Here is a 20,613-nt window from a genome sequence, read left to right as displayed (position 1 = left end):
TTTACTTATACTTCTTAAGCCGTTTTGCTACTTAGCAACCAGAGCTAAAAAATATTGATTCCCTTCTCTTTTAGGTGCCAATTCTACCTTTGCGATATCTTCAGTGTCTCGAATTAGCCGTTCTAATTTTTCCAGTCCAACTTCAGTGTTTATAAGCTCTCTCCCTCTAAATCTCATTGTGACTTTAATTTTATGTCCGTGGACAAGTAAGTCTCTTGCTTGACGCAATTTTGTTTCGTAGTCGTGATCACCAATATTAGGACCCAGTTTAATTTCTTTTATAGTTAATGTTTTTTGTTTCTTTTTTGCTTCACTTGCTTTCTTTTTTATATCATACTTTTGCTTGCTATAATCCAGTATTTTACATACTGGAGGGGTTGAATCAGGTGCAATTTCCACCAAGTCTAAACCAACACCCTGTGCAAATTCCAAAGCTCGTTCTATTGGCACGATTCCGACCATTTCACCATTATGATCAACTAAGCGTACCTCCTTAGCTGTGATAAATCCATTAATCCTGTTTTTATTGTTCTTTTTAACTTGCAAACTTTAACTCCCTTAATTCAAATTAATACTTTTTAACAGCGATTCATTAGCCTTTTCCAAAGAAAAAGACTCCTGTCTTTCCGATCCTAAATTTCTTACTGACACAGTTTTACTTGTAACTTCATTTTTGCCTACAATCCACAATATAGGAACCTTGTTTGAACTATGCAAACGTATCTTATAACTAATTTTTTCATTGGTCAAATCAGTCTTGACTCTCACACCTTGTTCTTTTAAAATATTGCTAATTTCTGTGGCGTAACCGTCAGCCTCATTTGTAATGGTCAGAATAGCAAGTTGCGTTGGAGCAAGCCAAACTGGAAATTTTCCTGCATAATTTTCTATCAAAATTCCAATAAAACGCTCAAAAGTTCCAAGAATTGCCCTATGTAACATGACAGGGTGATGCTTTTGTCCATCTGCTCCTATATAAAAAGCTCCCAGACGTTCTGGTAAAATGAAATCAACTTGTAATGTTCCACATTGCCAGCTTCTGCCTATTGCATCTTTCAAGACAAACTCTAACTTTGGACCATAAAACGCACCTTCACCAGGGTTAAGTTTATAACTCAAGCCTGCTTCTTTAACGGCTTCAAGCAGCGCTTTTTCAGCTCTATCCCACACTTCATCATTACCTGCTCTAATATCTGGACGGTCTGAAAATTTCACAGAAATTTCATTAAATCCAAGCTCTGAATATACTTCTTTTAAAAGGTCACAAAACTTTATAGTCTCAGAATTCACTTGTTCTTCCATACAAAAAATGTGTGCATCGTCTTGCGTAAAACCACGCACTCGCATCAGTCCGTGCAATGATCCTGAGCTTTCATTTCTATGGCATGTGCCAAACTCTGCCATACGTATTGGTAAATCACGGTAGCTCCTGGTGTGAGAATTAAAAATCTGCACATGACAAGGACAATTCATGGGTTTTATTGCTAACTTTTTATTCTCAGACTCGTCAACAATAAACATATTTTCACGAAACTTATCCCAATGTCCAGATCTTTCCCACAGCTCTTTACTTACTAAAATAGGAGTTTTTACCTCAAAATAGCCATTATTTGTTAGCTTCTTTCTGATGTAAGACCCAAGAACATTATATAGAATATATCCTTGTTCATGCCAAAAAACCTGCCCAACAGCTTCCTCTTGGATGTGAAATAAATCCATATCCTTGGCAATTTTGCGGTGATCACGTTTCTCTGCTTCTTTGAGACACTCAAGATAAGCGTTTAATTCATCCTTATTTCTCCATGCTGTGCCATATATTCGCTGCAACATTGGTCCCTTTGCATCACCTCGCCAGTATGCACCCGCTACTTTCATAAGTTTAAACGCTTTAACTCTGCCGGTTGATGGTGAGTGCGGACCACGGCATAGGTCAACAAAATCACCTTGCCTATAAACAGTTAGGTTTTCACCCTCTGGTATGGATGAGATAATATCAACCTTATATTTTTCGCCTATACCACTAAAGAAATCAACTGACTGCTTGCGAGTCCAAACTTCTCGAACAAATCTGTGGTTACTTTTTACAATCTCTTTCATTTTCTTTTCTATTGCGGTAAGATCGTCCGTGGTGAAGGTACGACCTGTAGCAAAATCATAGTAAAAACCGTCCTGAATTGTTGGGCCGATAGTAATCTGAGTATTAGGAAATAGCTCTTTCACTGCCTGTGCCATTATGTGAGCAGCATCATGCCTTATTATATCTAAACCCGCTTCGTCACTCAGTTGTATCACCTCTATCTCTGCATCAGCTTCAATTTCACGTGAGAGATCATGCAACTCACCATTTACCTTAAAGGCAATTGCTTCTTTCAAAACATCCGGTTGTAATATATCAAAGCCAGTAACTTTACCACTGTATTCTTTTACTTTTTGTTCGGCTGAAAAAGTAATCCTAATCATTTATCGACCCTTTTGTCTAACCCTCTCTTTGTCATCCCAGTGCGTGACACTGGGATCCATCTTATTTTCATAATGGAAATTAGTTTAACGTATGCTCCTAAAATCTGTTGTCCATTGCACAATTTGCAAATATTTTTATACCTGGACCCCAGTGTCAAGCACTGGGATGACACCTTTGTGTTTGAGGCAAAACAGGCTATAACATTTAACATACTGCCCTCGCAAACAAATGTTCGTGCAGTTGTGTATCAGCTACTGGGATGACACCACCCCTAGTGGGCACTGCCCCTAAATCATAATGGATAACAGGGTTATAAGCTCTGAACATTAATAATAAGGCCTATTCTTCTTTAACCTGAGTGCAATTGCGTCTTCCCAAACTTCACCATTACGCAATAACTTTTCTTTATTGTACATTAGCTCCTCTCTTGTTTCAGTAGCAAATTCAAAGTTAGGACCTTCAACAATTGCATCAACTGGACATGCCTCTTGGCAAAGTCCGCAGTATATGCATTTTGTCATATCAATATCATAGCGCGTGGTGCGGCGACTACCGTCTTCTCTTTCCTCTGCTTCAATAACTATTGCTTGAGCAGGGCAGATAACTTCACATAATTTACAAGCTATGCATCGTTCTTCACCGTTTGGATACCTACGCAACGCATGCTCACCACGAAACCTTGGACTTAAAGGGCCCTTCTCCATAGGATACCTCAAAGTAACCTTTGGCTTAAACATATATTTTAATGTAATAACAAACCCTTTAATTAACTCTACAAAAGACCAGTACCAAGCTAATTTCTTGAGCATAAAATATTTAAAACTTGTGTCAGTCATTATAAATCATATTATCAGTTTTCAAAATAAATATTTTCACCTGGGTGACTTTTTAGGTATTTTGGTTTCTTAAGTGTAATATTGCTAAGTAGTTTATATAAATAATGACAAACACAAATGAAACTATTTTCGCTTTATCGACCGTATTTGGTAAGTCAGGAGTTGCAGTAATCAGAATTTCAGGCAACTACGCGCTTAAAGCTTTAAATCATTTTCATATTAAGAAAGAAATTAAACCAAGATTTGCTACTTTAGTTGATCTATATGATGATTCCAGTCAATCGATAGATAATGGAATAATCATCTATTTCCCTGCTCCAAACAGTTTCACTGGCGAGGATGTTATAGAGCTACAAGTGCATGGAAGCAAGGCCGTCATAAAAATCATCTTGGAGGAATTATCAAAAATTTTCGTTATGGCCAGGCCTGGAGAATTCTCACTTAGGGCTTTTCTAAATGGTAAATTTGACTTAACGCAAATAGAAGGGATTGCAGACTTAATTGATGCTGAGACGAAAATGCAAGCTAAACAAGCGATTAAGCAGATATCAGGAGAATTGGAGAGACTATACAGCAATTGGAGGCAAAGATTAATAACGATACAATCCAAAATCGAAGCATATATAGACTTTCCAGAGGACATTTGGGCAGAAAAAAGTGAATTGGAAAAAATTAATAATGAAGTGCAATCTCTCGTGCAGTTGATACAAGAGCATTTAAATGATAATAGACGGGGCGAAAGGTTGCGTGAGGGTTTACATATTGTAATAACTGGTGAACCAAATGTCGGTAAATCAACTCTGTTTAATTTCTTAGCCAAGCATGATATTGCTATTGTTTCTGAATATGCAGGCACAACAAGAGATATACTTGAAGCTCATATTGACATTGGCGGATACCCAATCATTCTCTCTGATACTGCTGGAATTCGTGAAAGTTCAGATCCAATAGAATCAGAAGGTATAAGTCGAGCGAAAAAGAGGTCTTTTGAAGCTGATTTAAGAATAGAACTGTTTCCTTTTGAACAACGACACGATGTCAATTATCAAGCCACAGGCAATATACCATCTGTAGTACCAGTGCTTGACACACAACTATGCAAATATTGTAATCAACAAACGGTGTCATCCCAGTGCTTGACACTGGGATCCAGATATAAAAATACTTGCAAATTATGCAATAGACAATGGATTCTAGAAACATGTGCTGAAAACAATGTTCATGATGAGATAAGCTGGAAACCAGTGTCAGCTACTTGCATGACATCAGACCAAAATGACACCATTTATGTATTGAGCAAAGCTGACGATGTTATCAATAATCACAATATAAAAATTAATGGCATAGATCTTTTACCCATTTCTATTCTAAAGGAAATAGGTACAAACAAATTGATCTCTCTCATAAAAGAGAAGGCAGAGGAAAAATTTGGGCATGATAGAGACACTCCTGTAATCACTCGGCAAAGACATAGGAATCACATGAAGAAAGCACTGGAACATTTACAACGTTTTAATATCGATAATCCAATTGAGTTGATATCTGAAGATTTGAGGCTTGCTGCATTTGAACTTGGTGCGGTGATTGGAATTATTGATGTTGAGGAAATATTGAGTAGTGTGTTTAGCAACTTTTGCGTGGGCAAGTAAAGCTTTTATAGATTGCTTAAAATCAAATGTTGTGATAGAAAAGGAATGGACGGATGGCCGAGCGGTTTAAGGCACCAGTCTTGAAAACTGACGTACGTGATGAGCGTACCATGGGTTCGAATCCCATTCCGTCCGCACAGCATCTCGCTATGCTAGCTGATTTTTAGAGCTTATTTGGACTATGTGGTTCATAACGCTGGAAATCTTGTCTAATCTAGCCACATCTTTTAAAAATACATCCCTTTGTAAATTGACCTTGTTAGCAAAGAAAGCTAATATCTATAAATAGATCACCATCTGAATATGAAAACCGATATAGTAATAATAGGTGCAGGACCTGTTGGAATATTCACTGCTTTTCAAGCGGGAATGCTTGATATGAGATGTCATATAATAGATGTTTTGGATCAAGCAGGAGGACAATGCACAGCTCTTTACCCAGAAAAGCCAATATACGATATACCTGGTTATCCTGTAATTACTGCCCAAAAATTAATTGAGCAGCTAATGGAGCAAGCTTCGCCATTTAAGCCTATTTACCATTTAAGTCAAAAAGTAGAAAAGATTTCAAATAACGAAGGTGAAAACTTTACTATCATAACGAGCATAGGTACAGAGGTAAAATGTAAGGCTGTTATTGTTGCTTCAGGTAATGGAATGTTTGAACCTAACCGTCCACCCTTAAGTGGTATATTAGAATATGAAAATAAATCTGTATTTTACAGTGTAAATAAAATTTCTGATTTTCAGGATAAAACTATAGTCATTGCAGGGGGGGGTGATTCTGCGGCTGATTGGACTGTAGAACTTTCTAAAGTTGCAAAGAAAATTTATGTGATACATAGGAGAAAGGAATTTCGCTGCACCCCTGAAACTAGAAATAAATTAGAATCACTTGAAATTGATGGAAAAATAGAACTGGTAGTGCCATATCAATTACACGAACTAGCAGGAGGTAATGGGCAATTGAGCACAGTGATAGTAAAAAACATTGCCTCTAAGGAAGAAAAAGAAATATCCGCTGATTTTTTGCTGCCATTTTTTGGATTGTCAATGAATCTTGGTCCAATAAACAATTGGGGTATACAGTTAGAACATAGCCGCATAGTTGTCGACCCAGCTACACTTAAAACCAGTAGAGATAGGATATATGCAATCGGAGATATAGCTATTTATTCAGGCAAACTAAAATTAATACTAAATGGTTTTGCTGAGAGCGCCATGGCTTGTTATGACATATACAAAGTAATCCACAACTCTCCAGTCAATTTTCAATATTCAACTTCAAAGGGAATTCACGGGAAAGAAAAACTTCCTTGACAAACCTCGCCAGCTCCCTTATCATGAAACTGAAGCTATTGTATTTGCTTTCGCCAATCTGCAGATTAAAAGGTGACGATTACTTAATGTATCGGCGTCTTATGTTCAATTTTTTGCAGTATATAGATACTGTATGTCTTTACAAAACTTCATCTACATTTAGATTTTTATCTAAATAAGCTGAACGCGCTTACAAAGCGTTACAAGACATCAAAAAATGCCAATACTCGACAGAGATAGTAAAAGACTAGCTAACTCGGGGATTCTTTGTCTTTTTTTCTGCTTAGTAAATTTCTTAAACGTTTGCAGCGTAAGTTAGTTGCAATTAAAAGCAGCTTAATCTCGCTTGTCAAGCGTTTAAAACATAAAAAACGCCAATATTTTAAAGCGGATAATAACCCCAGGGCTTCTTTTGCCTTTTTTTCATTTGGTAAATTTCTTAAATATTTGTGGCTAAACGACAACCGTCATCCCGCTGCTTGTTAGCGGGATCTAGAGATACCGCGAATGAATCGCGGTATGACGTAGGACTGCTGTCATTCCAGTGCTCCTTTTTTTGTCATCCGAGTAGCTGACACTGGGATGGCTTTGTTGCATCACACTTTATGAGATGGTGATTTATGGTAAATTCATGTAACTATCTCAAATTTAGCCATACCAATATCAGTGAATTTATTAAGCAAATAGCATTTGATTAGCAGTTCTTTTTCTCGATTTATCTCAGATTTATTCCTAAAACTAAATCCGAATATTTGCTTTAATCTTGAGAAAAACCCTTCAATATAAGATCTTTTCCCATAATTTACTTCTTTTTTCCATTCTTTCATGCCATCTTCACCGTATAATTTTATTAACCTAATAGCAGCATTCCTGTCAGACATATAATCTATTTCTGGATGTTCTGCCGCATTGTTTATTGGTGGAATTTTTGTCTTTATATCATATTTGTTACACAACTTATAAAACTTGTGCCTATCACATGCTCTATCTGCATATAGTGCTTTTATGGCATGCTGAAAATCAACTTCTTTTAGCAAATCACAAGCTCCATAGTGATCAGAGTAGACACCATTACTGTATTTTACAGCTATGGCTTTTTTGTTGTTTATATTCAACATTACGTGCAATTTTCTCGTTTGCTCATAGCCACGATATTTTCTGTCAGTGCTATTTTCCTTGCTGTGACCAGGAGTGTTGTTGTATATACTAATTCCTGTACTGTCTATAGCAATTTCGATATCTTCCATATTATTTTTATCAATTCTGCAATCATTTATCTTAATATTAAGTTTCTTAAACCTTCTTGATGCTTGTGAATAGCTGATAACTGCCAAATCTCTTCCTATTTGTTGCAAGTACCCTTTTATAAACCCGACTGTTTGTCTTAAACCAATTCTAAAGAAACTGACGATTATATGCACCAAAATCACAACTTTATCACTATAAATATAGTTGCCGCCCTGCATTTTTGGACAATTCTCGTACCAATTTTCTACGGCGTCATTGATATAACAAAAAATGCTTCCTCTTTCTTGGAGAAATTTGTTATATTCATGGCAGTTACTGACTCTCATTTTTTGTGGCATATTTTTTCTTCAACAGTTAAATGGCTATTTATAATGAATTTTGTCAGTAACTGCCAGTTCTTTTCACTTGAGCGATGCAACAAAGCCATCCCAGTCTCGGCTACTTGGATGACACCATTTATTGTAAGGACTTACCTCACATTTACTCTATGATTATCTTTTTAGATCACCTTGTCTACCTATTTTGCCACTCTGCTGAACGGATACAATTTATTGCTATTTTTGTTTACAATAATAATATTGAGCTATAGAATTAGATCTAAAGGGGCAATTAGCTCAGCTGGTAGAGCATCTCGTTTACACCGAGGAGGTCGGCAGTTCAAGTCTGTCATTGCCCATTTGCTTAACTGAATGTTAGTATTATTAATTACTTCAATTAAAGTATAAAAAATGCAGGATAATATAGTACCAATCTCAATAGTAAAAGAGCTGGAAGATTCTTATCTCTCCTACGCAATGAGCGTTATCATAAGCCGGGCTATACCTGACGTGCGGGATGGATTTAAACCTGTTCACAGGCGCATATTATATGCAATGTCAAGAGCTGGATTCGATGCCGGTAAGCCATATAAAAAGGCAGCTCGTATAGTTGGGGATGTAATGGGGAAATATCACCCACATGGTGATGCAGCTATTTACGATTCCTTGGTTAGAATGGCTCAAGATTTCTCTCTTCTTTTACCGCTTATTGATGGGCAAGGTAACTTTGGTTCGATAGATGGAGATCCACCAGCTTCAATGCGATACACAGAAGCAAGACTTCAAAAAGTGTCGCACTTTTTACTGAATGATATTGATGAAGATACAGTTAATTTTAGGCCAAACTACGATGGAAATGAAACAGAACCAGTTGTGCTGCCTGCAGAGTTTCCGAATCTATTGGTAAACGGTGCAAGTGGTGTTGCAGTTGGTATGGCAACCAATATTCCTTCTCATAATCTTGGAGAAATAATAGATGCTTGTATATTATATGTAGATAATCCTGAAGTTACTTTTGATGAGTTACTTGAAGTGATGCCAGGGCCGGATTTCCCAACTGGGGGAACGATTCTTGGAAGGTCTGGAATAAGATCAGCATTTGCAACGGGTCGTGGATCAATTGTTGTGCAAGGCAAGACTCACATAGAAGACCTGCCACAAGATAGGCAAGCAATAGTGATTGATGAAATACCTTACCAGGTAAACAAAGTAAAATTAATTGAGAAGATAGGTGAGCTTGTAAAAGAAAAAAGAATTGATGGCATAACAGAAATTAGGGATGAGTCCGATAAGTCTGGTATTAGAGTAGTAATTGACCTCAGAAGAAATGCTGAGGCAAGTTTTATACTTAATCAAATATTGGGGCTAACTCCACTAAGAAGTAGTTTTAGTGTTAACACTTTAGTGCTCAATAACAACAGGCCTGCTTTGATGTCGTTAAAAGAAATCATAGCTGCTTTTGTTGACTTTAGAAAAGAAGTGTTAATCAGGAGAACAGAATTTCGTCTAAGAAAAACGAGAGAAAAAGCTCATATATATATAGGGCTCTACATTGCGGTCCTCAGCATAGATGAAGTGATAAAAATCATCCGCGGTGCAAAAGATCCTGCGGAAGCAAGTAGAGAACTTTTAAATAAAGAATGGAAAACTTCAAATGAAATCAACACTATTATTGAGTTAATTTCAGATAGCGCAAGCTTTTTGAAAGATGGAGTGTATAGATTAACTGAGCTACAAATTAAGGCTATCCTTGATATGAAACTGCAGCGTTTAACAGGCCTTGAAAAAGACAAATTAGAAGCTGAGCTAAGTTCAATGATCAACCTGATAAAAGAATATATCGCTTTTCTTGGCTCAGAAGAGAAGTTGATGAAAGAAATAAAAAACAATTTACAAGAAATAAAGAACAGATTTGCTGTGCCGCGAAAAACTTCAATAGAAGAGTCAGACGCGGACATTGAAGCTGAAGATCTAATTCCACAAGAGGATATGGTGATAACCGTAACTATGAATGGTTATATCAAGCGTGCAAAACTTTCTCACTACAGAACTCAGCGTCGTGGTGGAAAAGGAAAGCTAGGACAGGGATTAAAAGAAGAGGATGTAATCACAGAATTATTTGTTGGAAATACCCATACTAGCTTTTTATTCTTTTCTAACATTGGTCGAGTTTATAGATTAAAAGTTTATAAGTTACCTCTTGCAGAGCCAACTGCACGTGGAAGAGCGCTTGTTAACATATTTCCGCTTAGCGATGGTGAAACTATAACTAATATCATGCCATTGCCAAGTGAAAATGACGAAAATCAAAACATAGTTTTTGCTACTGCCTATGGAAACATAAGGCGTAACTCTTTAGCGGATTTTCACTATATTCCAAGCAATGGAAAAATAGCAATAAAGCTCGACGAAGGAGACAAATTAATATTGGTTAAAGTATGCAATGCAATTGATCATGTTTTTCTTGCAACAAGATTCGGCAAAAGTATCAGATTTGTTGTAAGTGATGTGCGTCAATTTAAAAGTCGCAATTCAGATGGCGTAAGAGGTATCAAACTTGCAAAGAATGACAGCGTGATATCCATGACCATATTAAATGGGATAGGTGTAGCAACAGAAACAAAAGAACTTTACTTAAAAGTTCCACTTGCAAAAAGGCTGGGAACTGCAATTAATAACTCTATTGATTCTAAATTGGAAAAGACTTTGAATGATTTAGGAATAGATAACGAATTATTCTTAAAACTTGCAGTGAATGAGGAGTTTATATTAACTATTACCGAAAATGGCTTTGGTAAAAGAACTTCTGCGTATGAGTATAGAATAACTAACAGGGGTGGTGTTGGTATCACCAATATTCTTACTACTAGCAGAAACGGTAATGTTATTGCTAGTTTTCCAGTTGAGCAGGGTGATAATATAATGCTTATTACAGATAAAGGAAAGTTAATTCGCATTTCGGTCAATGAGATTAGAATTGCAGGACGCAGCACTCAAGGAGTCACTCTGTTTAAAACAGAAAGTAGAGAAAAAGTGGTGTCAGTAGCGAAAATTGAAGATCCTGATTCCACTGAAGATAGTATTTCTGAAGTTGAAAACTCTATCGCTTCTTAACCGTAGTATAGGTTAAACAAAAAGCGCAAGTTTTTGTTGATTAATATGCAGTATTTAAATTAAAATATATACTTATGGCTAAGTAAAGATCAATGGACAAAAAATTAACTAAAAATAAAAAACCACTGGCAGACAAAGAGGATAAAAAAACACCTCCTGTTAAAGATCTTACTAAAAATAAGAGTAGGAGAGATTTTATAACATTAACTACATGCGCTATAGCAGGTATAGGAGCTGCAAGCGGACTTTGGCCACTGGTTAAATCTATGAATCCTTCTGCTGAAGTTCTAGCAACTTCCACAGTGGAGGTGAATTTGTCTGGAATTCAGGAAGGACACGGAGTAAAAGTAAAGTGGCAAGGTAAACCAGTATTCATTCGTAGACGCACAAAGCAAGAAATTGAGGCTGCAAGAGCTGTGAATGTGAAGAGCTTGAGGGATCCTCAATTAGATGAGCAGAGAGTATACGAAGGGAAAGACGAATGGTTAATTATGCTTGGAATATGTACACATCTTGGGTGTGTACCGGTTGACCACGCTACAAGAGATGGTAATGGTTGGTTTTGTCCTTGCCACGGTTCATATTATGATACATCAGGTCGAGTAATTGGGGGTCCTGCACCGAAAAATATGGCTGTACCTGATTATTTTTTTCCCAGTGAGAATGTTGTGGTAATTGGCAAGAAGGCTTAACGGAACTCGTTAAAAAAAACTCACAGGATCAACATCTATTATCACTGCAATACTCGAATTCAAGTTACAATTTTTAATCCAATATTTCAGCTTTTTTTGTATAGATAAACTGTGTTTATTGTGTATTTTTAATAATACCCTATACCGATACTTATTATTTAAAAAATTTATCGCTGCTGGTGATGGGCCAAGAATTTCAAATTCCTTTTTGTCTACACCTACATTTTTTTCCTGGATACAAGTAGTTAAGCTACTTGGATGACAAAGAAGAGATTTTACTATTTCATTCGCTGCTTTTTGTGTTGCAATCTGATTCTTACCACAAATGATAAGCGCTATTAATCTGCTAAATGGTGGCATTTTGGCTTCACGTCTTGACTTAAGTTCAATTTCATAAAATGAGTCCCTTTTTTGATGCAGCAATGCTTTTATTATTGAACTTTCAGGGTTATTGGTTTGCACTATTACCATTCCTTTTTCATTAAACCTTCCTGATCTGCCTGCAACTTGGTACAATAATTGATACGTCTTTTCCGCTGCTCTCAAATCAGAATTTTCGAGGCTCAAATCTGCATTTATTACTCCAACCAAAGTTAATTTAGGAAAATTGTGCCCCTTAGCAATTATCTGTGTGCCGATTATAATGTTCACCTCTTCCTTTAACACTAAATCAATGATGTTACTAACCGACTTCTGATCGCTGCTTATCATCGCAGTTTTTGCGTTTGGTATTAATTTCACCATTTCTTCAAGCAACCTTTCAATTCCTATGCCGTAGAGGGACAATGGCTGTTCACTTTGGCAATTAGAGCATTTCTCTGGAAGTTTTAATTGATAAGAGCAATGATGGCACAAAAGAGCATTTTTTTTCTTGTGATATGTAAGCCAAACAGCACAATTTAAGCAGGAAATTTTATATCCACACTTTTTACAAATTGCCAGTTGTGCATACCCTCTGCGGTTTAGAAAAAGCATAACCTGCTGTTTTTTCTCTATGGTTTGTTTGATGCTTTCAAAAAGCTCAGAGGAGATCCATTGCTTGTTGTTCCTCATATCTACTACTTTAATGAGTGGCAATTCTGCACCACCAAATCGTTTAGTTAGCTTTACATGATTGTAATTCCCGTTTTTAACATGATGAATCGTTTCAAGCAGTGGAGTAGCTGATGATAAAATAATCGGAATATTTTCAAATTTGGCTAAGATTATCGCCATATCTCGAGCATTATATATAATTCCCTGTTCTTGTTTAAAAGATGAGTCGTGCTCTTCATCAACGATAATCAATTTTAGGTTTTTATAAGGCAAAAAAAGCGCTGACCGTGCACCAATAATTATCTGCGCATTTCCATTTGCTATATTGAGCCAATTATTCAGGCGAGTTTTTGGAGTGAGCCCTGAGTGCCATTCAACTAAGTTTTTTGATATCTGACCGCGAACACGATTTACCAATTGTGAAGTTAAAACAATTTCAGGTAGGAGGATTAAAATTTGTGCATTACCCTCTCCTGGTGTCATTTCAACATATTCTGGTGTCATACTAGTACGTGGCAAAGACGGTATGCTAAATGTTACAGTGGGTTTTGCCTTGAGTACAAAGGTTTCATTCCAGTGCTTGACACTGGAATCCAGGAATTTTGATTGTAAATTAGGTATTGGTCTTAAGTTAAAATAAACATTTGTAATGAGGTTGTATGAAAAACTGGATCCCAGTGTCAGGCTACTCGGATAACACCCTCTTGGTAGACCCAAATCACAATGTTCGTACAGTTGTGTCTCTGGGCACTGGGATGGTAAAGTCTGAGCAGCATTTGGAACGGCAGTGTAATTCTTAATCAATTGTGCAATCACAGAGAGATAAACTTCGGTTTTTCCAGACCCGGTCTCACCGTCAAGCAAAGTTACTGAATATTCGTTCAAATTGCTGATTATTTTATCACTAGCTACCTGCTGTTCAGGACTCAATTTGCAGCTTATTTCACTTGTTTCCTGCTTTTGTTCAACACAAACCAATTTATCTATGTGATTTACTTTTAACACTCCTCCCATTATCACTTTGGCAAGCATACCAATAAGTATTAAATTGTATTGTGCAACCCACTCTGCAAATGCAATCAATTTTGGTCTAATATTTGGTAAATCGATTTTTTGCTCAATAAATTTTAATTCTCGGTTACTTTTATCACTGTATTTCCAAACTATTCCGATTAAGCGTTTTTTGCCAAATGGCACCACTACGTAATCTCTAAGTAAAATCTCAGTATTTTCCTCAATTGCATATGAAAATAACTGATCAATTGGAAGTGGTAGTAATACGTCAACTGTTTTTGCCATAGTGATTGAGTTTAACATTGTTTTAAAGAGCTTGTAACTTTATTAAGCTTGGCAATATAGATGAATCGGTACAGAGAAAATCTTAACGTTTAACACATTTTTCATAGTACAGACCGTATGATTGATAAATAAAATGATTTATAGAATTTGTGGAGGCTACCAATGGTCAACGACAAGATTACTTTGAACTTTGAAATAGAAAAAGGCGAACCTATAGATCGATACTACTTTTCTGCACATATAAAGCTTACAGATGAAAGCAAAAATCTTTTGCGCGAGAAGCTTGGCAGTACAATTCAATTCGATAATCTAGATGATCACTTCAATCTTAACCATGAGAATTTTTATATCTACTACAACAAATATAGTGAGCACAATGGTAGAAGTGAGCTATACGTTAGGGATGATAACGGTAAATATTTAACCTCCAATCTTCCACTTAATTACTATGGATTCTCAATGGAACTATCACCTGACGGAGCGTCAATTGCAGATTATGGTTTTTATCCTCTGTATGCAATCTATAACCCAAATCACTATGATAAAGCAAAGGAAAAAGTATTTGATGATCACGGTGAATTGTCACCAATTGCATCAAATGTGTTAGATAATTTTTTAAGCAACACAAATAGCTTAACCACACAAGATATATTACAAAATGTATTCTCACAACTGCAGAAGAAAGCTGATGAAGAAGCAGAAAGATTGGCAAAAGAAAGAGAAGCAGAAAGACAAAGGGAGGAAGAGTTAAATGAAAAGAACGAGGAGTTAAAAGAACTTGTAGAAAAGGATGAGATTAAAATATTCAAAGTGGTAAAAGATAATGATTTAGGTAATGGGCATTCAGCAGTAGTTTTACAACTTGATGGGGAAGAAGGTGACAAGATACCTCTCGACTCTAGTAAATACTACATAGCAGAGTATAGACACCACCCAGAATGGGAAGGCGATGAATATTTAAATTTTGTTAGCCCTGATAGTGATATGCTGGTTAATTATGAAAACTTATTTTTTGTGCTCAATCAAAGCTCCTACTCAGACTTTGAAAGTGGGTTTTATTCAGAAAACAGAACCGATCCCCATAATTATGCTAAATATTCAAAGGAACCATATTTGAGTGGTGACCAGCTATCTGAAAAATTATCTAATGAATTGGAGGAAGATAGCAATCAGATAGGTACTGAATTTACAATTGATGATGAGCAAGTAGACGAAGAAGTTGTGGTAGAGAGTGAAGCCAAGTCTGGGGAGAAAGGAACGGTTGGTGAGGATAACGCAAAAAATACTATACAGGAAGAAGAATCTAACTATATAGATCAAATGCAAGCGGATGATAGCAGCAGTTATAAACCAGCTTTGCAAAGCAATCGTGATGATTATGCTGATACGAAAAAAGCTCTGCAGGAAAAATTGCATGGAGATGAAATACACAAGCAAAGTAATGAGAAAGCTCAAAAAGATATAGAAGTAAAAAAAGTAACTGTGGAAACTGACAGTAGCAGTAATAAGACTGAAAAACAAACAAAACCAACAGAAGATGAACAAGAAACTGTTATGGCAAGTGTGATAGAAAATATGGATAAAAATTCTGATATTGAAGCAGAAACTTCTAACAGTGTTGCAAATTCACAACATCCCTTAAAAATAAAGACAGGAAGTCCTCTTGAAGTGGGAAAGTATAAGGTGGAGCTGCAAGTGACATATGATGATGTAAAGAATTTTTATGATACCGTACGTGGTAAATATCATGCTGGCGATGGATATAACTACGAACAAGTAATGGTTTTATATAATGAAATTGTTAGGCCCGCTCACAATCATCATTACGAGCTGTTTACTCTTGATGAAGCACATGTTGCTAATGATCACCTGTTTATCAAGGGTCAGGATTTTGGAACTCTAAATGATTTTAATGAGATGTTCTATAAAAGTGATGAGTTAATGTGATGTAAAAAGCAAGATTCAATCTGGTGAACGAGAGTTAACTGACAGAGGAGATTGACACGTATGCCTTTATCTTTAAGATTGTTTATCAAGTATAGACATCAGCTCGCCCCATTCTCTTTTACCAATATTACTTTCTTCTCTAGTAACGTTTTCCCCTTTAATTAATTTGCGAATTATTTCTAGACCAGTTCTTGAAATACAGGCTGATTCTAGGCAATATTCAACAAAGGCATTGTAGGCCAGTGGAACCCATTTTTTTATTATATCCAGCATAACTTCTGCATAAACTCTGATTTCATATTGGGCATGCTTATCAGCTCTAAGCTTCAAAAAATGAAGGAGATTATGCAGATCTATTTTCCAATAAAATTGCGTGTAGTAATTAAGCATTAGGTTAGTTCTGGCAATTTCTCTTGCAAGCCCCTGCTCAATAAATTTTTCATAATGAGAATATACTAAATTAGAGTCATTTGTTAGAGAATCTATTATTTCCTTTGAGGTATCTGGATCAAAAGCTTCCCCGCTACCTTGTTTATTATTGTCAGATTGTTTTGCAACTTGTTCTGGTTTAGGTGTATAAAATTCATTATCAAGTATTGAATACCTTGCTGAATATTCATTCACATTTGCAGTTCTATGCCTTATCCATTGCCTTGCAACAAAAATTGGAAGTTTCACGTGAAACTTAATTTCACACATTTCAAATGGAGTTGTATGATGATGTCTCATTAAATACTTTATAAGTGCTTCATCCTGACTTATCTGTTTTGTTCCCTTGCCATAAGAAACACGAGCAGCTTGAACTATAGCGCTATCAGAGCCCATATAATCCACTACTCGAATAAATCCATGGTCTAATACCTTATGTTCTTCATATAAGATTGCATCTATTTCTTTTACTCTAGTTCGTTTGGTTGCTTCATTCATAAAATATCCTCAAGACGAAATGGAGATATCAGCTCCACATGAATTGAGTTTTTCATGCATTGCTTCATATCCTCTCCATAAATGATGTGAATTATTTATTATAGTTTCTCCACCAGCTACCAAAGAAGCAAGCACCAAAGCTGCTGTTGATCTTAAGTCAGTAGCATATAGATTAGCTCCAGATAAGCTTTTTATTCCACTTATAGTAGCTTTGCTTTTCTCGATGCTGATATTAGCACCTAACTTTCTCAATTCATCTGCATGTGTAAATCTGTTTTCAAAAATGTTCTCTTCAATTACTGATATCCCATCAGCGATGGACATTGCAGACATCAGTTGTGGTTGCATATCACTGGGAAAATTGGGGTATGGATCTGTCGCAACGTTAGCAGACTTAATAGAGCCATTTTTTCTGGAAATAACAATGCCTCCATCATACAGTTCAACCATAGCTCCTATAGTCTCCAACTCATTTGTAATACACCTTATATCAGATAGATTTATTCCTTCTAACTCCAACTTACCACCGGTTATTATAGCAGCTAGTGCATAGGTACCTGTTTCTATGCGATCTGGTATTATTTTATGAACACATCCATTTAGTGCTTCAACTCCTGTTATTATGACCTTTGTATTATCAATTTCAATATCAGCACCCATTTTCTTCAGAAAATCTATTAAATCAAGAACTTCCGGCTCAGTTGCAGCATTGTTTATTGTTGTCACTCCTTCTGCAAATGTTGCTGCCATTATTACATTTTCTGTTGCGCCAACACTTATTTTCTCAAATGTGATTTCTTTTCCTTGTAGCTTTCCTTTCACTGTTGCAATTATATTATAGCCGTCAATTTCAATTTTAGCTCCCATTTCTTCTAATGCTTTAATATGCATATCAACGGGACGCTTTCCAATGTTGCATCCACCAGGAAATGCTGTTCTCGCTTTGCCAAATCTGCTAAGCATTGGACCCAATATTAGAAAAGAAGTTCTTAGCTTACTTGCGGTTTTATATGGCATCACGTGATTGTTGATATTGCTGCAGTCAATTTTCAAAGTATGGTTCGCTTTATAATTTTTATTGTGCATAAAGTTCACTTCTGCTCCAAGACTTTCAAGCAACTTAGACATTAGATGCACATCAATTAAATCAGGTACATTATGCAAAATTACCGGGGAGCTACTTAATAGACTTGCTGCCATTATTGGTAAAACAGCATTTTTTGAGCCATTAATCTTGATTTTTCCGACCAAAGGTTTGTAGTTATTTCTTATTAATATCTTGTGCATTTAATCAGATATAAAGTATAATTCATTAGTTTATTGAAGTCTTACTAAGTATAATATATTGACCGTAAAAGGCAAAATTTGCTTTTTCTTCCTCATCATCCCAGTGTCATGCTACCTGCATGACACCTGATGCGAATTGCCCCCGAAATTTTATACTATGAATTACTCAAATGACGCTCTCGAGCTTTATCAAACCAAATAACACCAATTGCAACAATGAAATAACCAGCTGCTCCTAATGTAAGGCGAATTACTGCATCGAAAGTTGACAGAGGAGGAGACGGCATTAGAATGCTCAAAACACTATACACAAGATTATTTGTTGCATGAGCAATAGTTACTGGCCAAATCGAGTTGTCTTTTTCAAACAACCAGGTAAACATTATAGACATTGCACAAATATAAAGGGTATAAGCACAAATAGTCGGGAATGTAAAGCCATCCTTCCACAAAGCTGAGCCAGCAACCACATAAGTTGGTATGTGCCATACTGACCAAATAATACCGACAATAATTGCTCTGATATAAAAATTTGATATTTTGCTTTTAAGATTTTTCAAAAGATAGCCACGCCAACCGATCTCTTCACCAAGAGACATAATGATCCACATCACAAAGGTTGATAATAAAACAAATAACATCACTAATGGACTCAAAACTGCACTCAAATCCTTTACACGGTCTAACGTAAAAGACTCTCGGAAAAATGAAAAACCGCAGTAAATTGACAAAAGACCATTGGAAATTAGCATACTGACCAGAATAAGTATAAACCCTAATAGACAGTTTTTTGGCGAACTAAGTTTAAAAAGATCCCTTACCTTCTGTTTATTATAAATGGTTAGCAAAATTGCAACTGAAGCCGGAACAAATGTTGTTAATAATGTTATATCTTTGAAAGGTAAGCACCAAGCTATAATGCACGTCAAAAAATATGTAATTACAACAAATAATGTATAATTAATAGTGGTTAAATTCATGCATACGCCTATCAATTCCTTTTCTGCATTATTGATCTTTATTCATAAATTGTCAATAAAATACTTCTTCAGGGATGAATAGAATATTTTTTCTTTTTGAATTGCTATTGATAGTTTAATTTTTATATGTATTCCCTTTCACAACCGTTTGTCATCCCAGTGTCACGTGCTGGGATGACAGTAGGAGAGCTGCTTGCATGACAAGAGGAAGACACTGGGGTGACATCAACTAAACTTGTCCAAATATGAGCGATGCATTAGTGCCACCAAAACCAAACGAATTAGAAAGTGCATATTGAATTTTATGCTCCTGAGCTTTAAACGGTACAAAATTTAAATCACATCCTTCTGAAGGCTTGTGTAAATTTAAGGTTGGCGGAATAATTCCATTATTTAACGCAAGAATACTGAATATTGCTTCAACGCTCCCTGCAGCACCAAGTAAATGTCCTATAGAAGATTTAGTTGAAGAAACAGGTATTTTATAAACGTAGTCACCGAATAACTGTTTCATTGCTATTACTTCAATTTTATCTCCAAGTGGCGTTGAAGTTCCATGTGCATTGATATACCCTACTTGATTGGGATTAATTTGCGCGCTCTTTAAAGCAAGCTGCATTGCCTTAAATGCGCCTCTTCCTTCTGGATGTGGTGCTGTAATGTGGTGCGCATCTCCTGTGAGTCCGTACCCAACCAGTTCAGCATGTATTTTTGCCCCCCTTTTTTTTGCATGTTCGTATTCTTCCAACACCAATATACCTGCTCCTTCACCCATAACAAAACCATCGCGTTCTGCATCCCATGGTCTTGAAGCTTCTTTGGGTTTATCATTGAATTTAGTTGATAACGCTTTCATAGATGCAAAACCTGCAATTCCAACTCTACACAGTGCACTTTCTGCTCCACCTGCAATCATAACATCTGCTTCACCAAGTTTTATAGTTCTTGCTGAGTTTATGATTGCATGCGCACCTGTTGCACATGCGGTTACTGCTGAATCGTTTGGACCTGTAAATTCGTATTTAATAGAAATATGGCCAGATATCAAATTTATTAGACTTGCAGGGACAAAAAATGGACTGACACGTCTGGGCCCTTTTTCCTGCATGGTAATAACATTTTCCTGAATTGACGGAAGACCACCTATACCAGAGCCAATAGTCACACCAACACGTTCCTGATTGATATTTTGGCTTTCCAAAATTAATGAATCATCTACTGCCTGAATAGCTGCTGCAATACCGTAATGGATAAAACGATCTGTCCTTTTTGAGTCTTTCTCAGAAATATAATCTAGTGGATTGAAATGGTGCTCAATGTTGTCTGATTGCAACGGCACCTGCCCTGCAATTTTGCAAGCAAGATCAGAAGAGTCAAATCTATCCGTATTGATTGCTTTTATGCCAGACTCACTTTTTATTAGCCTTGACCAAGTGTTGTCAACATCTGCCGCTAGTGGAGTGATTAAACCAACACCAGTGACTACTACTCTTCTGCTCAT

16 protein-coding genes and 2 tRNA genes are annotated in these 20,613 nt (G+C 36.3%); 7 read left to right on the top strand and 11 right to left on the bottom strand.

The genetic code is table 11. From position 1 onward, the window contains the following. Positions 1-27: 27 nt before the first annotated feature. From infC to nuoI, 5 genes are read right to left on the bottom strand one after another with little or no spacing between them, the layout of a single operon-like run. The gene (gene infC / locus ONI09_RS00785; RefSeq protein WP_265014124.1) at positions 28-546 is read right to left on the bottom strand and encodes a translation initiation factor IF-3; all 519 of its coding nucleotides are present in this window, start codon (positions 544-546) and stop codon (positions 28-30) included. Positions 547-558: 12 nt separating this feature from the next. Beyond that, entirely contained in the window at positions 559-2,460 is a 1,902-nt protein-coding gene (thrS, locus tag ONI09_RS00780; protein WP_265014123.1) for a threonine--tRNA ligase, read from the bottom strand. Next, complete coding sequence (locus ONI09_RS00775; protein ID WP_265014122.1) at positions 2,457-2,672, bottom strand: hypothetical protein; 216 nt, start codon at positions 2,670-2,672, stop codon at positions 2,457-2,459. The genes thrS and ONI09_RS00775 overlap by 4 nt, the downstream gene beginning before the upstream one ends. Next, entirely contained in the window at positions 2,666-2,788 is a 123-nt protein-coding gene (locus ONI09_RS00770) for a hypothetical protein (RefSeq protein ID WP_265014121.1), read from the bottom strand. Before ONI09_RS00770 ends, ONI09_RS00775 begins: the two co-directional genes overlap by 7 nt. Further along, positions 2,788-3,270: an NADH-quinone oxidoreductase subunit NuoI gene (gene nuoI / locus ONI09_RS00765; protein ID WP_038199316.1), complete on the bottom strand. Its 483-nt coding sequence runs from the start codon at positions 3,268-3,270 to the stop codon at positions 2,788-2,790. The genes ONI09_RS00770 and nuoI overlap by 1 nt, the downstream gene beginning before the upstream one ends. A gap of 131 nt (positions 3,271-3,401) precedes the next feature. On the opposite strand from nuoI, the gene mnmE reads away from it, so the two are divergent. From mnmE to ONI09_RS00750, 3 genes are all read left to right on the top strand, one after another. Then, positions 3,402-4,946, top strand: a complete 1,545-nt coding sequence (gene mnmE / locus ONI09_RS00760; protein ID WP_265014120.1) for a tRNA uridine-5-carboxymethylaminomethyl(34) synthesis GTPase MnmE — start codon at positions 3,402-3,404, stop codon at positions 4,944-4,946. Between the two features lie 47 nt (positions 4,947-4,993). Next, positions 4,994-5,081 (top strand) — tRNA-Ser (locus tag ONI09_RS00755). Positions 5,082-5,249: 168 nt separating this feature from the next. Next, a complete protein-coding gene (locus ONI09_RS00750) occupies positions 5,250-6,266 on the top strand; it encodes an NAD(P)/FAD-dependent oxidoreductase (RefSeq protein WP_265014119.1) in 1,017 nt (338 codons plus the stop codon). Positions 6,267-6,895: 629 nt separating this feature from the next. Here the strand turns inward: ONI09_RS00750 and ONI09_RS00745 are convergent. After that, positions 6,896-7,852, bottom strand: a complete 957-nt coding sequence (locus ONI09_RS00745; RefSeq protein WP_265013977.1) for an IS5 family transposase — start codon at positions 7,850-7,852, stop codon at positions 6,896-6,898. A gap of 265 nt (positions 7,853-8,117) precedes the next feature. Here ONI09_RS00745 and ONI09_RS00740 point away from each other — a divergent pair. From ONI09_RS00740 to petA, 3 genes are all read left to right on the top strand, one after another. Next, positions 8,118-8,190: transfer RNA gene (locus ONI09_RS00740), tRNA-Val, on the top strand. A gap of 52 nt (positions 8,191-8,242) precedes the next feature. Beyond that, positions 8,243-10,945 carry a DNA gyrase subunit A gene (gene gyrA, locus ONI09_RS00735; RefSeq protein ID WP_265014118.1) on the top strand — a complete coding sequence of 901 codons (2,703 nt, stop codon included), beginning with the start codon at positions 8,243-8,245 and terminating at the stop codon, positions 10,943-10,945. A 92-nt stretch (positions 10,946-11,037) separates the two neighbouring features. Next, a complete protein-coding gene (petA, locus tag ONI09_RS00730) occupies positions 11,038-11,637 on the top strand; it encodes a ubiquinol-cytochrome c reductase iron-sulfur subunit (protein WP_265014117.1) in 600 nt (199 codons plus the stop codon). 9 nt (positions 11,638-11,646) lie between these two features. Here the strand turns inward: petA and priA are convergent, their stop codons facing one another. Further along, a complete protein-coding gene (gene priA / locus ONI09_RS00725; RefSeq protein ID WP_265014116.1) occupies positions 11,647-13,989 on the bottom strand; it encodes a replication restart helicase PriA in 2,343 nt (780 codons plus the stop codon). 144 nt (positions 13,990-14,133) lie between these two features. Here priA and ONI09_RS00720 point away from each other — a divergent pair, with 144 nt between their 5' ends. Next, positions 14,134-15,918 (top strand): hypothetical protein, encoded by a 1,785-nt coding sequence (locus ONI09_RS00720; protein ID WP_265014115.1) that lies wholly within the window; start codon positions 14,134-14,136, stop codon positions 15,916-15,918. Between the two features lie 72 nt (positions 15,919-15,990). Here the strand turns inward: ONI09_RS00720 and thyX are convergent, their stop codons facing one another. From thyX to fabF, 4 genes are all read right to left on the bottom strand, one after another. Then, positions 15,991-16,845, bottom strand: coding sequence for an FAD-dependent thymidylate synthase (gene thyX, locus ONI09_RS00715; protein ID WP_265014114.1), 855 nt, complete (start codon positions 16,843-16,845; stop codon positions 15,991-15,993). 9 nt (positions 16,846-16,854) lie between these two features. Continuing rightward, the gene (gene murA / locus ONI09_RS00710) at positions 16,855-18,132 is read right to left on the bottom strand and encodes a UDP-N-acetylglucosamine 1-carboxyvinyltransferase (RefSeq protein ID WP_265014113.1); all 1,278 of its coding nucleotides are present in this window, start codon (positions 18,130-18,132) and stop codon (positions 16,855-16,857) included. A gap of 155 nt (positions 18,133-18,287) precedes the next feature. Then, a complete protein-coding gene (locus tag ONI09_RS00705) occupies positions 18,288-19,112 on the bottom strand; it encodes a CPBP family intramembrane glutamic endopeptidase (RefSeq protein WP_265014112.1) in 825 nt (274 codons plus the stop codon). A 229-nt stretch (positions 19,113-19,341) separates the two neighbouring features. Beyond that, the gene (fabF, locus tag ONI09_RS00700) at positions 19,342-20,613 is read right to left on the bottom strand and encodes a beta-ketoacyl-ACP synthase II (RefSeq protein ID WP_265014111.1); all 1,272 of its coding nucleotides are present in this window, start codon (positions 20,611-20,613) and stop codon (positions 19,342-19,344) included.

It is taken from the genome of Wolbachia endosymbiont of Drosophila pseudotakahashii (assembly GCF_026015925.1).
Lineage (GTDB): Bacteria > Pseudomonadota > Alphaproteobacteria > Rickettsiales > Anaplasmataceae > Wolbachia > Wolbachia pipientis.
The sequence above is the reverse complement of the archived record's forward strand: the minus strand, read 5'-3'. Positions and strand labels throughout refer to the sequence as shown.

What these genes read in the sequence shown, in the direction of transcription:
- thrS (WP_265014123.1), bottom strand. Translation starts at nt 2,460, where the DNA reads ATGATTAGGATTACTTTTTCAGCCGAACAAAAAGTAAAAGAATACAGT.
- ONI09_RS00775 (WP_265014122.1), bottom strand. Translation starts at nt 2,672, where the DNA reads ATGTTAAATGTTATAGCCTGTTTTGCCTCAAACACAAAGGTGTCATCC.
- ONI09_RS00770 (WP_265014121.1), bottom strand. Translation starts at nt 2,788, where the DNA reads ATGTTCAGAGCTTATAACCCTGTTATCCATTATGATTTAGGGGCAGTG.
- nuoI (WP_038199316.1), bottom strand. Translation starts at nt 3,270, where the DNA reads ATGCTCAAGAAATTAGCTTGGTACTGGTCTTTTGTAGAGTTAATTAAA.
- mnmE (WP_265014120.1), top strand. Translation starts at nt 3,402, where the DNA reads ATGACAAACACAAATGAAACTATTTTCGCTTTATCGACCGTATTTGGT.
- ONI09_RS00750 (WP_265014119.1), top strand. Translation starts at nt 5,250, where the DNA reads ATGAAAACCGATATAGTAATAATAGGTGCAGGACCTGTTGGAATATTC.
- ONI09_RS00745 (WP_265013977.1), bottom strand. Translation starts at nt 7,852, where the DNA reads ATGCCACAAAAAATGAGAGTCAGTAACTGCCATGAATATAACAAATTT.
- gyrA (WP_265014118.1), top strand. Translation starts at nt 8,243, where the DNA reads ATGCAGGATAATATAGTACCAATCTCAATAGTAAAAGAGCTGGAAGAT.
- petA (WP_265014117.1), top strand. Translation starts at nt 11,038, where the DNA reads ATGGACAAAAAATTAACTAAAAATAAAAAACCACTGGCAGACAAAGAG.
- priA (WP_265014116.1), bottom strand. Translation starts at nt 13,989, where the DNA reads ATGTTAAACTCAATCACTATGGCAAAAACAGTTGACGTATTACTACCA.
- ONI09_RS00720 (WP_265014115.1), top strand. Translation starts at nt 14,134, where the DNA reads ATGGTCAACGACAAGATTACTTTGAACTTTGAAATAGAAAAAGGCGAA.
- thyX (WP_265014114.1), bottom strand. Translation starts at nt 16,845, where the DNA reads ATGAATGAAGCAACCAAACGAACTAGAGTAAAAGAAATAGATGCAATC.
- murA (WP_265014113.1), bottom strand. Translation starts at nt 18,132, where the DNA reads ATGCACAAGATATTAATAAGAAATAACTACAAACCTTTGGTCGGAAAA.
- ONI09_RS00705 (WP_265014112.1), bottom strand. Translation starts at nt 19,112, where the DNA reads ATGAATTTAACCACTATTAATTATACATTATTTGTTGTAATTACATAT.
- fabF (WP_265014111.1), bottom strand. Translation starts at nt 20,613, where the DNA reads ATGAGCAGAAGAGTAGTAGTCACTGGTGTTGGTTTAATCACTCCACTA.